Source organism: Marixanthomonas spongiae (assembly GCF_003095375.1).
GTDB classification, from domain to species: domain Bacteria; phylum Bacteroidota; class Bacteroidia; order Flavobacteriales; family Flavobacteriaceae; genus Marixanthomonas; species Marixanthomonas spongiae.
In genome coordinates this window covers 491,138-506,031 of record NZ_QEHR01000001.1, presented here as the reverse complement: position 1 = coordinate 506,031, position 14,894 = coordinate 491,138, and the positions used below count along the sequence as shown (strand labels likewise).

Below are 14,894 nucleotides of genomic sequence, written 5' to 3'. Positions count from 1 at the left end.
TTTATGAGCACTTTTCAAAGAAATATGAGCCTAACAGGCCAACCACCAAAAACAATCAATACTCAACAAAAAATAGCCAGTTTTATTGGCTTGGCAGGGCTTTTGGTTTTGTTTTTAGCTTTATTTAACGTTAATTTTCCTAATAAAACGTTGTGGTTGACAATTTCGTTACTCGCTATCGCAGCGGGTACTATTTGGTTTGCCAAAGCAGAATACTTATCTAAACACGAAGGGATAAAAAACGATGGCGTGTATTTTAAATCGCTAACCTCTCGTGGGTTTTGGGCTTGGGTTTTGGGCATTACCTTGACACTTTTTTATGTGGTATTGTATTGGTTTCCGCAGTATTTAGGGTTGGTAAAAGAGGGCGATAACACAGGGGTGATTTCACTTTTCGACCCGTTGAGCAAATTCTTGAGCGGCAATCCGGCCAGTCAATGGTTTTTGTACGGGACTTTATATACGTTGGCCATTTTAGCTTTTGGAGTAAAATTTATCTGGAAATACCGCCATAACCGCTACGAAGTAATTCGAACATTTTCAGTGATGTTCTTTCAGTTAAGTTTCGCTTTTGTCATTCCTGAAATATTAGTGCGCCTAAACCAACCGTATTACGATTTTAAAAACGTTTGGCCCCTTAATTACGATCTGTTTGCAGGCTATAAAATTGGTGAATTTTTAAGTGCCGGCGATGTGGGGTTGATTATGCTCATCTTCGGAGTGATTTCAATTTTTGTTATTACACCTATTTTAACCTATAAGTACGGAAAACGCTGGTATTGTTCTTGGGTCTGTGGATGCGGTGGCTTGGCCGAAACCGCTGGCGATCCTTTCCGACACCTTTCCGATAAACGCATGGTCGCTTGGAAAATAGAGCGTTGGGTTGTACATAGCGTGGTGGTTTTTGTAACGGTGATGACCACAGCCGTTGTGTTCAGCTACTTGCAAGGCAACGAATCGCAATCCATTAGTGAGTGGAGCAACTTGGAAAACAAAGCTGTTTTTATGAGCGATCCCGCCGGGAAACCCATTTATGAACGTATTTTGGCAGCTCAAAAAGCAAAAGCGAGTCAGGTTATTTTCATAAATAAAGAAGATGCTGCGAAAGCCCCTGTTTTAGAAAATACCGAAGGGGTAAACATTCCATTTCATGTTGTTTCTGAAACTGAAAATGAAAGTGCCCTTAACAGATTAAAAAACGGACTCAGCGCTTCCTTAATAGTAGATTCTGCAGCTAAAGAATACATAACAATTGCCGATACAACTGAAACGTCGTTTTTTGATAACCTGTGGATCTCGAAAGAATTTTTCGTTTGGTTTGTTATCGGTTTGCTCACAGTAGTTTTTGGTGGTGTTATGTTGTTCCGAAGAGAACAATTGGCTAAAGATGCCAAATATGGCGCTGTTGGATATTTTGTAGTGGTAATTTCTATTTTATTGTTCACCTATTTCAGTTCGCCAGGGAAACTGTTCTTTTTCGATGCCTATCAATTGCGGCAAACCTATGGGTTTTTAATAGGCGCCATATTCAGTGGGGTGATTGGGGTTGGGTTTTACCCTATCTTCGGAAATCGGGTCTGGTGCCGTTTTGGATGCCCTATGGCCGCTATTCTTGGCTTTCAACAACGGTTGTTTTCACGTTTCAGGATTACCACCAATGGCGGGCAATGTATCTCGTGCGGTAACTGTTCCACCTATTGCGAAATGGGAATCGATGTAAAAGCCTATGCTCAAAAAGGAGAAAACATCGTGCGAAGCTCGTGTGTGGGTTGCGGAATTTGCTCCGCCGTCTGCCCGCGCGGCGTTTTAAAACTGGAAGATGGCCCCCGAAAAGGACGTATCGAAGGTAATGAAGTATTGTTAGGGAACGATGTGGATTTAATGGAATATGTTAATGGAAAATAAGTTTATCAGTATCCTCACAAGTATCTAAAATTTGTGAGGTTTAAGGAATAGCTAAATTTTTATCATCTTCGCAACTTTAATAAACAGCATGCCCACTAGTATAAAAGTCATAATTCCCGCTTATAACGAAGCCGGTTCCATTGCCAAGGTGATTGGTGATGTTCCAAAAGAAGTTTCAGAAATTATAGTTGTCAGTAATAATTCTACCGATGAAACCGAAATGGTAGCCAAGAAAGCCGGCGCCACGGTTCTTTCCGAAGAAAAAAGAGGCTATGGGCACGCATGTTTGAAAGGAATGGACTACATTGCCCGACAAACCAGCCAGCCCGATATCATCGTGTTTTTGGATGGCGATTACAGCGATTACCCAGAGGAGCTTTCAAAAATTGTTGCGCCAATTGTTGAAGATAACATCGATTTTGTAATCGGGGCACGGGTAAAACGATTACGGGAAGACGGTTCTATGACCTTTCCCCAGAAGTTTGGCAACTGGCTGGCAACTTCGTTAATGCAGTTGTTTTTTAATTCAACATTCACCGATCTGGGACCGTTTAGAGCCATAAAATATGACAAATTAATGGCACTTGAAATGGAAGACAAAACCTACGGCTGGACCGTGGAGATGCAGTTAAAGGCCTTAAAACGAAAGTACTCCTACCAAGAAGTTCCGGTGCATTATCGCAACAGAATTGGCGTTTCAAAAGTTTCAGGAACGGTAAAAGGTGCTATATTTGCCGGCGTGAAAATCCTAAGTTGGATCTTTAAATACAGCTTTAAAAAATGATAATCGAAATAAGCATCGTCGTAATTTATTCCTTAGCCTTGTTGCTTATCTTTTTGTATGCATTGGCGCAGCTTAATTTGTTTGTCAATTACTTAAGAGCAAAAAAACACAAAAAAGCCGAACCGGTTTTCGATTTTTCAAACCCTGAAGAAATTCCTTTTGTAACCATACAATTGCCCGTTTATAACGAGTTGTATGTAATGGAACGTCTGTTGAATAACATTGCAGAATTAGAATATCCAAAAGATAAGTTGGAAATTCAAGTATTAGACGACTCCACCGATGAATCGTTTGAAACCACCGCGGCCCACATAAAAAAACTGCAACAATCTGGTTTGGATATTAAACATTTGAGCAGGGAAGTGCGTTCTGGCTTTAAGGCAGGAGCATTAGAAGAAGGGTTGAAAACAGCAAAAGGCGAGTTTATTGCCATTTTTGATGCCGATTTCCTTCCGAAGAAAGACTGGTTGCAGAAGACCGTTCCTTATTTTAAAGATGAAAAAATTGGCGTGGTACAAACCCGTTGGGGTCACATTAACCGAAACTATTCGTTGCTCACAAAGATACAGGCGTTTGCATTGGACTTTCATTTTGTACTGGAACAGGTAGGTAGGAATTTCGGAAACCATTTTATCAATTTTAACGGTACCGCTGGCGTATGGCGGAAAACGTGCATTATCGATGCTGGAAATTGGGAAGGCGACACGCTCACCGAAGACTTAGATTTAAGTTACCGCGCGCAATTAAAAAAATGGAAATTCAAATACCTGGAAGATGTGGAAACCCCGGCCGAACTTCCCGTGGTGATCAGTGCCGCAAAATCACAACAATTTAGGTGGAACAAAGGGGCTGCCGAGAATTTTCAGAAGTTATATTGGAGGTTGTTAAAAGACCCAACGGTTTCATGGAAAACAAAATTCCACAGCTTTTTCCATTTGTTGAACAGCAGTATGTTTTTGTTGATCCTGACCGTGGCCGTTCTAAGCGTGCCGATGCTCTATATCAAGGCGGCGCATCCTGAATGGGCTGTGGTTTTTTATGTGTTGGCCGGTTTTGCTTTTAGTACCGTTATCTTTTTTATGTGCTATTGGCTTACGTATTCAAAAATTCATGGCGGCGGATTTAAAAACTTCTTGAAATACATTGGGATGTTCTTTACCTTTTTCTCGGTGGCAATGGGTTTTTCAGTGCATAATTCTGTTGCGGTGTTAGAAGGACATTTTGGTAAAAAGAGTGACTTTATAAGAACGCCTAAATTCAATATTTCCACGTTGAAACAAAGCTGGAAAGGCAATAAATACCTGACCAAGAATTTTTCGGCAAACACGATTATTGAAGGGATTTTAATGCTCTATTTCGCCTTTGGGATGTACAGTGCTTTTGTAGTGGGAAAAGAAGACGGCGACTTTGGGCTCTTTCCATTCCACTTGATGCTTTTTGTAGGCTTTGGCTTTGTGTTTTTTAAGAGTTTGTTGAGTAGGGCTTAAAAAGTAACATTAGCTTCAATTAATTTACCATCTCTTTCAACAGTAACGATAGCGGTTTCCCCTTTTTCAAATTTTGAAAGCGATTTCATATAGCTCATCATATCGCTTATGTCGTGTTCGCCCATTCTTTTTACGATATCGCCTTTCTGCAACCCTGCTTTTTGTGCGGGGCGGTCTTCACTCACGCCGTCAATGCGCATCCCTTCGCCATCAAATAAATAATCGGGCACTACGCCCAAGGTTACTTTAAAGTCGGGCACTACTTCGCTTTCATTTTTGGTTTTGGTGAAAGTCAATTGTCCGTTATCGTTTAAGTCTGAAATGATAGCAAAAATATAATTCAAAATTTTCCGCATTCCTTCGTAATTCAATTTTTCGGCATCATCACCGGGCTTGTGATAATCCTCATGCTGTCCCGTAAAAAAGTGCAGCACCGGGATATCAGCCAAGTAAAACGACGTATGGTCGCTAGGCCCCACGCCGCTTTCGTGTTCCACAATGTTGAGGTTTTCGTCATTATTGGCAAAAAGCACCTGTTTGAAAACCGGCGAAGTTCCCACGCCGTGAACTGCCAAGGTATTTTTTTCATTCAACCGGCCCACCATGTCCATGTTGATCATATAGCTTACTTTTTTAGTGTCAATAGTTGGGTTTTTTACAAAATAATTAGAACCCAACAACCCTTCTTCTTCGCCTGAAAATGCGATAAAAAGATAATTGTTTTGGTTGTTGGCTGGAGCTGAAGTGATCAACGAATCAGCAAGTTTCAACATCACGGCAACACCGCTGGCATTGTCATCAGCGCCGTTGTGGATGGCTTTGCCTTCTCGGTACAACGAACCTTCGCCGCCCATTCCCAAGTGGTCGTAATGTGCCCCTATAATTACGGTAGTTTCTGCTTGGTTATCTATGTAGCCAATAACGTTGGTTCCGGTTGTGGTGCTGTCAGATTTCGAGGTAAACTCTGCTTCCTTATGCGGGTCGTTGCTCGCACGAAAACTAAACGTCTGAGTGAAATGGCCTTTGTAGCCTTTTGGTTGCAAACCGATGTCTTTAAACCGTTTTATAATGTAATCGGCTGCTTTTCGTTCGCCTTCGGTGCCCGTGCGGCGGCCATTGAAGGTGTCATCTGCCAGAATGGTGACGTCTTCTTTCATGGAAACCGGTTTCCGCTTTTCTTCTTTGCACGAAAAAAAGGCGATTGTAGTTACAAATAGTATAAATAATGCGCGCATATCCTTATTTTTGCAACAAAAGTAACTGAATTATGAGAATTATTGCCCTTTTAATGACTATCGTCTTATTAATTTCATGTAAAAATACTTCAGAAGAAAAAAAACCCAATGCTGACAACGCTATAACTGAAACTTCTGAAAATGATATTTCAAAGCAAAACGACAGTCTTATTTACCCTGAAGAAAAACACTTTAAGTCGCTCAGACAGGTAACGTTTGGCGGTGACAATGCCGAAGCCTACTGGAGTTTTGATGACAAACAACTAATTTTTCAATCCAATTTTAAAGGTTGGGGTGTTCAATGCGACCAAATGTTCTTGATGAATGCCAATGAAACGTTTAAGGACAAACAACCACCTATGATTAGTACGGGAAAAGGACGGACGACCTGTGCTTATTTCTTGCCGGATAACAAACATTTTGTATATGCGTCCACGCATTTAAAAGATGAAGAATGTCCTGAAGTTCCGCTGCGCAACAACGGAAAATACGTGTGGCCGGTCTATGACAGTTTCGATATTTTTGTGGCCGATCTTGAAGGAAACATCACGGCTCAATTAACCGACGAACCCGGTTATGATGCCGAAGCAACCGTTTCACCAAAAGGCGATAAAATAGTATTCACCAGCGACCGAAGCGGCGATCTGGAACTATATACCATGAACCTGGACGGAAGCGGGGTAAAGCAAATTACAGACGAATTAGGTTATGACGGAGGAGCATTTTTCTCACCCGATGGTAGTAAATTAATTTTTCGTTCATCGCGCCCCAAAACAGATGCTGAAATAAAAGAATACAAAGACTTATTGGCAAAAGGCTTGGTACAACCCACCGAGATGGAACTGTACATTTGCAATGCAGATGGTAGCGACCTGCGCCAATTGACCAATCTTGGAAATGCCAATTGGGCACCGTTTTTTCATCCCAGCGGCGAGAAAATACTTTTCAGCAGTAATTTTGAAGCAGAACGTGGCTTTCCGTTCAATTTATATTTAATCGATATCGATGGAAAGAACCTCGAAAGGGTTACGCATGGTAAAACTTTTGATGCCTTTCCGGTTTTCTCAAACGATGGGAAACACTTGATTTTTTCATCCAATAGAAATAACGGTGGCACTCGGGATACCAATCTGTTTATTGCAGAGTGGCAAGATTAAGGCAACATTCAATAAACCTCAAAGGCTTTAAAAACCTTTGAGGTTTTGTACCTTGCTCTCAAACCAATCATAAAATAGGTGTCGAGTTTTCTAAAACTATATAAAATACCCTTGCTTTTCGCTGTCATAAGCGTGGCTTTATACGCCAGTTTTGGGTACGATTTGCACCGGAGTAATTTTGCAAAGCTACTTCCTCTGTATGGAGCCTTATTCTTATTAGCATACAAACTCATTCAAATCACAAGAGGCAATTTTTGGGTGCTGTTCGGATTCGGAATTGCGTTTCGATTGGTGTTTTTAATAGCAATCCCCAATCTGTCACAGGATTTTTACCGTTTTATCTGGGATGGGCGACTGTTGTTGCAAGGGATAAATCCGTATTTATTTACTCCTGAAATGTACACCGAAGGTATCTCTGGCTTGCTGAGCTTACCAAGATGGTTGAACGGAGTCGAAGCCAGTGAGTTAATTGCCGGAATGGGCGCTCTAAACGCCAGTCATTTCAGTAATTACCCGCCGGTTAATCAATTGTTCTTTGCAATCGCAGCTCTTTTTGGTAAAAACAGTATTCTCGGTTCGGTCGTAGTATTACGGATTATTATGATTTTGGCAGATGTAGGAGTCTTTTACTTCGGAAGAAAACTGTTAAAGAATCTGAATCTGAATCCACATACTATTTTCTGGTATTTCCTGAACCCGTTTATCATTATTGAACTCACCGGAAACCTGCACTTTGAAGGTGTGATGCTGTTCTTTTTGGTCTGGGCATTGTATTTGTTATTCAAGGGAAAATGGTTTTGGGCTGCTGTATTGTTAGGTGTTTCTGTTTCAGTTAAATTGTTGCCGCTGTTGTTTTTACCACTATTTTTTAATTACTTTCTAAAAAACAAAAAAGATTTTTCATTACGTTTCATTCCATTCGGAATGACAAATTTGATTTTATTTTATGCTGTTTGTTTGCTAACAGTATTGGTGACCTTCTTACCATTCCTTTCTTCAGAATTTCTTCAGAACTTTTCAGCAACCATCGCCTTATGGTTTCAAAATTTTGAGTTTAACGCCAGTGTGTATTACATCATCCGCTGGGTTGGTTTTCAAACCGTGGGATGGAATATTATTGGTACGGTAGGTAAAATAATGCCACTAATCGTGATGGCTTTTTTATTGGTTCTTGCCTTTTTCCGAAGAAATGAAACATTACCCAAATTAATGACGACGATGCTCTTTGGTGTTTCATTTTACTTCTTGCTTTCCACGACGGTGCATCCTTGGTATGTTGCGACACCTTTAATCTTATGTCTATTTACCAAATACCGATTCCCTGTGGTTTGGAGTGCAGCCGTGATACTGAGTTATAGCGCATACGGCCCCGATGGGTTTAAAGAAAACCTCTGGTTGGTAGCTACGGAATATATCGTGGTAATTGGGTATGCGGTTTGGGAAATATTGTTTTTTAAAGTTGAGGAAAATAAATTTAATGCCAATAAGCTGAAGTTGTAGATGGTTCTTGTTCAAGGTGTTATTTTGTAACTGAATCTAAATAAAATGTCTCGTTTTAGGAATCTATTCAATTAATCAAAGCTGTACAGATAAATAGTGCTCTCATACTGCTGATAAAGAGGGTCGTCGATTTTATAAAGCAATAATTGCGAGTTGTTAATAAATACACCACTGTTAAAAATGGCTGGAATTTCTTTGATGATTGATTGGTCGCTACTATTAAATAAATTTCGCCACCCCAACACAGTGTCTCCATTTGGAGAAACATCTTGTATGTTTATATCACCGGAATTATTTTGAAAAGTCCCTTGAATATTTAAATCTAAATCCAGCAAATATTGATTCCAGTACAATTTATTGTTATTTAGAACAATCTTGGCAGATTGATAATCATTGCTGTCCCATTGATTAATAAGGGAGAAAGTATTGTCTGTTGTGCCAATTTTTGACAATTTTGAACTAGAAGAGTTGCTTTCACCGTGGTAGAGGATGTTGTTTTCATCTATTTCAAAATCACCATGACTAAAACTTGCGTCAGCGTCAGGAATAGTGGTACGGTAAGGCAGGTTTATGTTATTATCGAGATCATAAATTCTAAACACAGTAGCACCGCTTGTAGGTGGTGTAACGTGATAATACAATTTACCGTTGTTACCAACTTCAATTTTATGGGCGCTTCTAGCCAACGTGATTGTGGATTCTAAATTTTTAGTGTTTAAATTCACTTTATATACAGTATTGCTTCTGGCTGCCAGATATAAATAATTTCCCGATGACGCTATATCTAAATCACTGAATCTAATATTTTGAAGTATTCTGTTTTCAACAGAAAAGTTTTTTAGGTTAATAAAAATCAACCCATATCCTGTTCCATTGGTGTCATATATACTTTGAAGGTTTACAATTCCATAAGCATAATTCCTAGTTGTATCTGTTACGATTTTAAGAATAGGATAATCTTTTTTTATAAACTTTCCGGTTTGGATGGACTCTATATTGCTTTCAAATTTATCGGGTGCTTGAGATGCTCTATTTAAGACTACTTTATAAAAGTGTTTTTCGCCTAACAAAGCGGTGGTATCTACAAATGTAGTATCCTCGATATTGGTGGTCACAAAAATAGGCTCACCTTGTAATATGTTGCTTTTATACCTGGACCTGTACAATTTGAAAGATTGAAATTGAGGGTCTTTCAGGGAAGACCACGTTAAGGTAGAAGAATGATCTGTTTTTTCAATAGGGAACAGCTTAATTGCGTTGTAAATTTCAATGGAATCACTTATACTGGAGTCAACCTCATTGAATATATTTAATTTAATATGATGGATGTTTTTGCTTAATGTCGAAGTAGTAAATGAAGTTTCACCATCTTCAGTTATATTATCTTCAAAAATCAACCCGTCTTTATCACTGGTCCAACTGGCTTTTAAATTTGTAAGGTCTGAAGATTTATCTGTACTTACAACCCCTCTGAAATACACTTCTTCTCCCGGAAAAACATTTTCAAAATTTAAAGGGTTCTGGATCTGAACTTCAATATCATCTAAAGCTATGGTTTGATCTGCGTCATCATCATTTTTTTGGCACGAAAACAAGAGGAGAACTGCTATTAAAAGCGATATTTTTTGGCTCATAAGGTCTTTTATGGGTTACGGTTTTGTGTTTGGCTTGTGGTGCACAAATTAAAGATAAGTTTTTAGTTGAGCACGGGCCAGCTTAAAAAGTTTAGTAGACTACTATATTTACCCATATAATTACTCGATAATTTCCGCTGGGCTAATAGGCGTTATAGCCATCTGCTTTTATTGCGTTCTCTTGGTTCTCATAGGATATTGCCTAACATCGAAGGATTTTATTCTCGATTTATCCAAGGAATAATTTTGTGGTTTTTTGTAGTGGATGTATAGAAGTTTAATATTTTAGTCTTTTAGGGTTTACTTGGTTACCCGATCTAGAATGTAAAAATCCTTCCGTCTATCCTTTAAATTTCTTACAGCTCCAAAAGTGTGCAGTTCCCGTAATAAATCCAGATTTACATCAGCAACCAAGATCATTTCGGTATTTGGGGTGGTTTCGGCTTTAACACCGTTATTGGGAAAAGCAAAATCACAAGGCGTAAACACAGCCGATTGCGCATATTGAATGTCCATATTGTGTACTTTCGGTAAGTTACCCACACTACCGGCAATGGCCACGTAGCATTCGTTTTCAATAGCACGCGCTTGAGCACACAATCGTACTCTGGAATAACCATTTTGGGTATCGGTTAAAAAAGGGACAAATAAGATGTCCATGCCTTCATCGGCCAAAAGCCGTGAAAGTTCAGGAAATTCAGAATCGTAACAGATCAGTATTCCAACTTTTCCGCAATCGGTATCGAATGTTTTAAGCGTGCTGCCTTGTTGCATGCCCCAAACTTTTGCTTCATCAGGGGTCACGTGCAGTTTTTCATAGCGTTCCACGCTTCCGTCGCGACGGCATAAATAGCCTGCGTTATACAGTTTGTCGTTTACCACTTCTGGCATACTTCCGGAAATGATATTAATGTTGTACGAAATGGAAAGTTTTGATAACCGTTCGGTGATTTCAGCAGTGTGGGTGGCCAGTTCCCGTATGGCTTCCGGTTCGCTCAAATGGTTGTATTCTGCCATAAGCGGAGCGTTGAAAAACTCGGGGAACACGGCAAAATCGCTTCGGTAGCCAGCTACACTGTCAATGAAATATTCTACTTGGTGCATAAGGTCTTCCATACCGTTATACGAGCGCATTTGCCACTGTATAAGCCCTAAACGCACCACGCTTTTGGTTGTGGTGGGCTTTTTTTCGGGTTTGGTGTAATAGATGTTGTCCCATTTCATTAAGACCGCATATTCGCCCGATGCAGCGTCGCCTTCCAAATAGCCTTTTAATACCCGAAGCGGATGGAAATCGTTCGACAATTGAAAGTTAAGTACTGGATCTTCAATTTCTTTGCTCCGTACTTTTTCCAAATATTTTTTAGGCGAAATAGTGTCGGCGTGTTTGTGATAATTGGGCATTCGGCCACCAAATACAATGCTTTTCAGGTTTAAGTTTTCGCACAGTTCTTTTCGGTAATCGTACAATCTGCGGCCTAAGCGAAGTCCGCGGTAATCGGGATGGATAAATACGTCGATTCCGTAAAGCACATCGCCGTTGGGGTCATGAATTTTAAATGTGGGGTCTTTGGTGATGTCATCGTAGGTGTGATTGTCTTCAATGGTATCATAATCTACAATAATCGAGAGGGCACAACCTGCAATTTCACCATCGGCCATAATGACCACTTGGCCTTCGGGGAAAAGGGAAATTAAGTTGCCAATTTCTTCAATTTTCCAATAGGAATTTGGCAACCCGCCATACGACTGGAGTGTTGCCTTTTTTAACGCTTCATAATCTTTAAGCGTTAAGAATTTTAATTCTATATTTTCAATTTTGTTTTCCATAGATTACATATCCAACAGGTATGCGAAAATTAAAGGGGCGACAATAGTAGCGTCACTTTCTATAATGAATTTTGGTGTGTCAATATCCAGTTTTCCCCATGTGATTTTTTCGTTTGGGACCGCTCCTGAGTAGCTTCCGTAGCTGGTTGTAGAATCTGAAATTTGACAAAAATAACTCCAAAATGGCGTGTTGGTGCGTTCCATATCTTGATACAACATCGGTACGACACAAATAGGGAAATCACCGGCAATACCACCGCCTATTTGGAAGAAACCAATCCCTTTTTCTGAATTATCGGTGTACCAATCTGCCAAAAAGGTCATATACTCAATACCACTTTTCATTGTGGAAGCTTTCAGCTCACCTTTTAAAACGTAACTGGCAAAAATATTCCCCATGGTGCTGTCTTCCCAACCTGGGCAAACAATAGGCAGGTTTTTTTCTGCAGCAGCATACATCCAAGAATCTTTTAAATCGATTTCGTAATGTTCTTCTAACACGCCACTTAAAAGTAATTTGTACATATATTCGTGCGGTAAATAGCGTTCGCCATTGGCTTCGGCTTCTTTCCAAATCTTCACTATGTGTTCTTGAATTCTTCGAAAAGCTTCTTCTTCAGGAATACATGTGTCGGTTACTCGGTTAAGTCCTTTTTCCAGTAAATCCCACTCATCTTTTGGGGTTAAATCACGGTAATTCGGTACGCGTTTGTAGTGACTGTGCGCCACTAAATTCATAATATCTTCTTCTAAGTTTGCACCGGTGCAAGAAATGATATGCACTTTATCCTGGCGGATCATTTCAGCAAATATTTTGCCCAATTCGGCTGTGCTCATCGCCCCGGCCAGCGATACCAACATTTTAGCACCGTTGTTCAATTGATCTTCGTAGCCTTTGGCGGCATCTACCAAAGCTGCAGCGTTGAAATGCAAATAATATTTTTGAATAAATTCTGAAATCGCTCCTTTATTAGTACTCATCTTCGGTGTTGTTAAATTTTGAAATTCCTTTTTTTGAGTCGGTGAAATTACTTTCAAATTCGTCTTCTTGTTCTGTTCCTTCAAATTTATAGCTAAGCATTTTGTAATATAATTTAGCCGCTAAAAAGTCGGAAGATTTCTCTTCTGGATTTGGGCATAACTCTACAATATCAAACCCAACTACATTGCGCTCTGCAAATACTTGCTTTAAAAACTCCAGCGTTTCATAGAAGAACAGTCCGCCTGGTTCCGGTGTCCCGGTTGAAGGTAGGATGGAAGGATCAAACGCATCCAAATCGAAGGTAATAAATACGTTTTCGCCCAATGCTTCCATTACGTTGTCCATCCAATATTCGTCTGTGGCCATTTCATGGGCAAACCACGTTTTCTCGCGGTCCATTACCGTTGTTTCGGCAACATCCATACTGCGAATGCCTACTTGCACCAAATTGGTAGTCTGGCTGGCTTCGTACACCGCACAAGCGTGGTTGCAGCTTGAACCTTCATATTCTTTTCGAAGGTCGGCGTGTGCATCGATATGAAGCACGGTCAAATCGTCAAAACATTCGTTAAACGCACGGATGGTGCCGATCGAGATGCTATGTTCACCACCGAAAACCGTTACAAATTTATTCCGAAGGATATAATCTTTCGTTTTTTTGTGAACTGCCTTCACTACGGCTTCAGGGGAAGCGTTTTCTGTAATGGGTTCGCTTAAATAGATTCCTTGTTTATAGACTTCAGTTTCGGTTTCAATATCATACAATTCCATATTTTCCGAAGCATGTAAAAATGCTTCAGGGCCTTTATCGGCTCCTTTTTGCCACGTACTGGTCCCATCGTAAGGAACAGGAATTAATACGATTTTTGAAGTTTCCAGGGCCGCATATTTTTGTGGGATCCCGGCATACGTTTTAGTGCTCATAACCTAAAATGTTTAGCAATTGTTCGCTTGTTTGTTGTTGTGAAAATAATTTAGACGTGATGTTTCCATCTTCATCTTTGTCAATTAAAATATGTTTTGGCGAAGGGATCAAACAGTGTTGCAGGCCTCCAAACCCGCCAATGGTTTCTTGGTAAGCTCCGGTGTTAAAAAAACCGATATACAATGGTTTTTCTTTTTTGAATTTTGGTAAATAAATAGCATTCATATGTTGTTCGCTGTTGTAATAGTCGTCGCTGTCGCAAGTTAATCCACCCAATAACACGCGTTCGTATTCGTCGTTCCAACGGTTAATGGCCAGCATGATAAAACGTTTGCTAATGGCCCAAGTATCGGGCAAGGTGGTAATGAAAGAGGAGTTAATCATGTTCCACTTTTCACGATCGTTCTGTTGTTTTTGATACAACACTTCATAAATAGCGCCGCCACTTTCACCTACTGTAAAGCTGCCAAACTCTGTAAATATATTAGGAACGGGCACATCGGCTTCAGCGCAAGTTTTATTTATTTGGTTGATTATTTCATCAATCATATATTGATAGTCGTACTCAAAAGCCAAGGAGTTTTTTATAGGAAATCCGCCGCCAATGTTTAAGCTGTCCAAGGTTGGACAGATTTTTTTCAGCTTGGTATAAACGGTCAAGCATTTAAGCAATTCGTTCCAATAATAAGCGTTGTCGCGAATTCCGGTGTTGATGAAAAAATGAAGCATTTTAAGCTCAACATTTTTGTTGTCTTTAATCTGTTTTTCGTAAAAGGGGACAATGTTTTTATAGCCTATGCCCAAACGAGAGGTGTAAAATTCGAACTTGGGTTCTTCTTCCGAAGCGATGCGAATGCCCACTTTGTATTTGCCATCGATTTGCTCTGATAGCAACCCAATTTCCTCATAATTATCGATTACGGGAATACAGTTTTTATGCCCTTCATTGATCAATCGTGCGATGTTGAGGATATATTGTTCCCGCTTAAAACCGTTGCAGATTACATAAGTGTTGTCATTGATTTTCCCTTCGGCTTTTAAATTTTCAACAATATCGATGTCGAAAGCCGATGAAGTTTCTATATGGATGTCGTTTTTCAACGCTTCGTGCAAAACATGCTTAAAATGCGAACTTTTTGTGCAATAACAATAGTTGTAATTGCCTTGATAGTTGTGTTTTTCAATAGCTTCGCCAAACCATTTTTTGGCGCGTTGTATGTTTTCTGAAATTTTAGGAAGATAGGTGAACTTTAAAGGCGCGCCGTATTCTGAAACCAACTTCATTAAGTCAATATCATGAAAATTAAGCGTTTTGTTATCGTTTAAAGCGAACTCTTCCTGTGGGAAATAATAGGTCTGATCGATAAGATCGATGTATTTGGTATTCATCTTAGTTTGTAACGTTTAGACATGAAAATTATAAATCAATTAGTTGAAATGCTCTAAAAATGAGCG

Annotated in this window: 11 protein-coding genes; 5 read left to right on the top strand and 6 right to left on the bottom strand. The window is 39.7% G+C overall.

What is annotated here, in order from left to right:
* Positions 1-3 precede the first annotated feature (3 nt).
* From DDV96_RS02385 to DDV96_RS02375, 3 genes are all read left to right on the top strand, one after another.
* A complete protein-coding gene (locus tag DDV96_RS02385) occupies positions 4-1,905 on the top strand; it encodes a 4Fe-4S binding protein (protein ID WP_116693121.1) in 1,902 nt (633 codons plus the stop codon).
* A gap of 88 nt (positions 1,906-1,993) precedes the next feature.
* Complete coding sequence (locus DDV96_RS02380; RefSeq protein ID WP_116693120.1) at positions 1,994-2,689, top strand: glycosyltransferase family 2 protein; 696 nt, start codon at positions 1,994-1,996, stop codon at positions 2,687-2,689.
* Entirely contained in the window at positions 2,686-4,176 is a 1,491-nt protein-coding gene (locus tag DDV96_RS02375; protein ID WP_116693119.1) for a cellulose synthase family protein, read from the top strand. Before DDV96_RS02380 ends, DDV96_RS02375 begins: the two co-directional genes overlap by 4 nt.
* Here the strand turns inward: DDV96_RS02375 and DDV96_RS02370 are convergent.
* The gene (locus tag DDV96_RS02370; RefSeq protein WP_116693118.1) at positions 4,173-5,411 is read right to left on the bottom strand and encodes a M20/M25/M40 family metallo-hydrolase; all 1,239 of its coding nucleotides are present in this window, start codon (positions 5,409-5,411) and stop codon (positions 4,173-4,175) included. The genes DDV96_RS02375 and DDV96_RS02370 overlap by 4 nt on opposite strands.
* Positions 5,412-5,443: 32 nt before the next feature.
* Between DDV96_RS02370 and DDV96_RS02365 the strand changes: the two genes are divergently transcribed.
* Complete coding sequence (locus DDV96_RS02365; RefSeq protein ID WP_116693117.1) at positions 5,444-6,568, top strand: TolB family protein; 1,125 nt, start codon at positions 5,444-5,446, stop codon at positions 6,566-6,568.
* A gap of 111 nt (positions 6,569-6,679) precedes the next feature.
* Entirely contained in the window at positions 6,680-8,068 is a 1,389-nt protein-coding gene (locus tag DDV96_RS02360) for a glycosyltransferase 87 family protein (RefSeq protein WP_240607657.1), read from the top strand.
* 71 nt (positions 8,069-8,139) lie between these two features.
* Here DDV96_RS02360 and DDV96_RS02355 read toward each other — a convergent pair whose 3' ends face one another.
* From DDV96_RS02355 to DDV96_RS02335, 5 genes are all read right to left on the bottom strand, one after another.
* The gene (locus DDV96_RS02355; protein WP_116693115.1) at positions 8,140-9,702 is read right to left on the bottom strand and encodes a YncE family protein; all 1,563 of its coding nucleotides are present in this window, start codon (positions 9,700-9,702) and stop codon (positions 8,140-8,142) included.
* Positions 9,703-10,002: 300 nt separating this feature from the next.
* A complete protein-coding gene (locus tag DDV96_RS02350) occupies positions 10,003-11,532 on the bottom strand; it encodes a bifunctional GNAT family N-acetyltransferase/carbon-nitrogen hydrolase family protein (RefSeq protein ID WP_116693114.1) in 1,530 nt (509 codons plus the stop codon).
* 3 nt (positions 11,533-11,535) lie between these two features.
* Positions 11,536-12,513 carry a deoxyhypusine synthase family protein gene (locus DDV96_RS02345; RefSeq protein ID WP_116693113.1) on the bottom strand — a complete coding sequence of 326 codons (978 nt, stop codon included), beginning with the start codon at positions 12,511-12,513 and terminating at the stop codon, positions 11,536-11,538.
* Positions 12,503-13,438 carry an agmatinase gene (gene speB / locus DDV96_RS02340; RefSeq protein ID WP_116693112.1) on the bottom strand — a complete coding sequence of 312 codons (936 nt, stop codon included), beginning with the start codon at positions 13,436-13,438 and terminating at the stop codon, positions 12,503-12,505. The genes DDV96_RS02345 and speB overlap by 11 nt, the downstream gene beginning before the upstream one ends.
* Complete coding sequence (locus DDV96_RS02335; RefSeq protein WP_116693111.1) at positions 13,428-14,828, bottom strand: arginine decarboxylase; 1,401 nt, start codon at positions 14,826-14,828, stop codon at positions 13,428-13,430. Before DDV96_RS02335 ends, speB begins: the two co-directional genes overlap by 11 nt.
* Positions 14,829-14,894 lie beyond the last annotated feature (66 nt).

What these genes read in the sequence shown, in the direction of transcription:
- DDV96_RS02385 (WP_116693121.1), top strand. Translation starts at nt 4, where the DNA reads ATGAGCACTTTTCAAAGAAATATGAGCCTAACAGGCCAACCACCAAAA.
- DDV96_RS02380 (WP_116693120.1), top strand. Translation starts at nt 1,994, where the DNA reads ATGCCCACTAGTATAAAAGTCATAATTCCCGCTTATAACGAAGCCGGT.
- DDV96_RS02375 (WP_116693119.1), top strand. Translation starts at nt 2,686, where the DNA reads ATGATAATCGAAATAAGCATCGTCGTAATTTATTCCTTAGCCTTGTTG.
- DDV96_RS02370 (WP_116693118.1), bottom strand. Translation starts at nt 5,411, where the DNA reads ATGCGCGCATTATTTATACTATTTGTAACTACAATCGCCTTTTTTTCG.
- DDV96_RS02365 (WP_116693117.1), top strand. Translation starts at nt 5,444, where the DNA reads ATGAGAATTATTGCCCTTTTAATGACTATCGTCTTATTAATTTCATGT.
- DDV96_RS02355 (WP_116693115.1), bottom strand. Translation starts at nt 9,702, where the DNA reads ATGAGCCAAAAAATATCGCTTTTAATAGCAGTTCTCCTCTTGTTTTCG.
- DDV96_RS02350 (WP_116693114.1), bottom strand. Translation starts at nt 11,532, where the DNA reads ATGGAAAACAAAATTGAAAATATAGAATTAAAATTCTTAACGCTTAAA.
- DDV96_RS02345 (WP_116693113.1), bottom strand. Translation starts at nt 12,513, where the DNA reads ATGAGTACTAATAAAGGAGCGATTTCAGAATTTATTCAAAAATATTAT.
- speB (WP_116693112.1), bottom strand. Translation starts at nt 13,438, where the DNA reads ATGAGCACTAAAACGTATGCCGGGATCCCACAAAAATATGCGGCCCTG.
- DDV96_RS02335 (WP_116693111.1), bottom strand. Translation starts at nt 14,828, where the DNA reads ATGAATACCAAATACATCGATCTTATCGATCAGACCTATTATTTCCCA.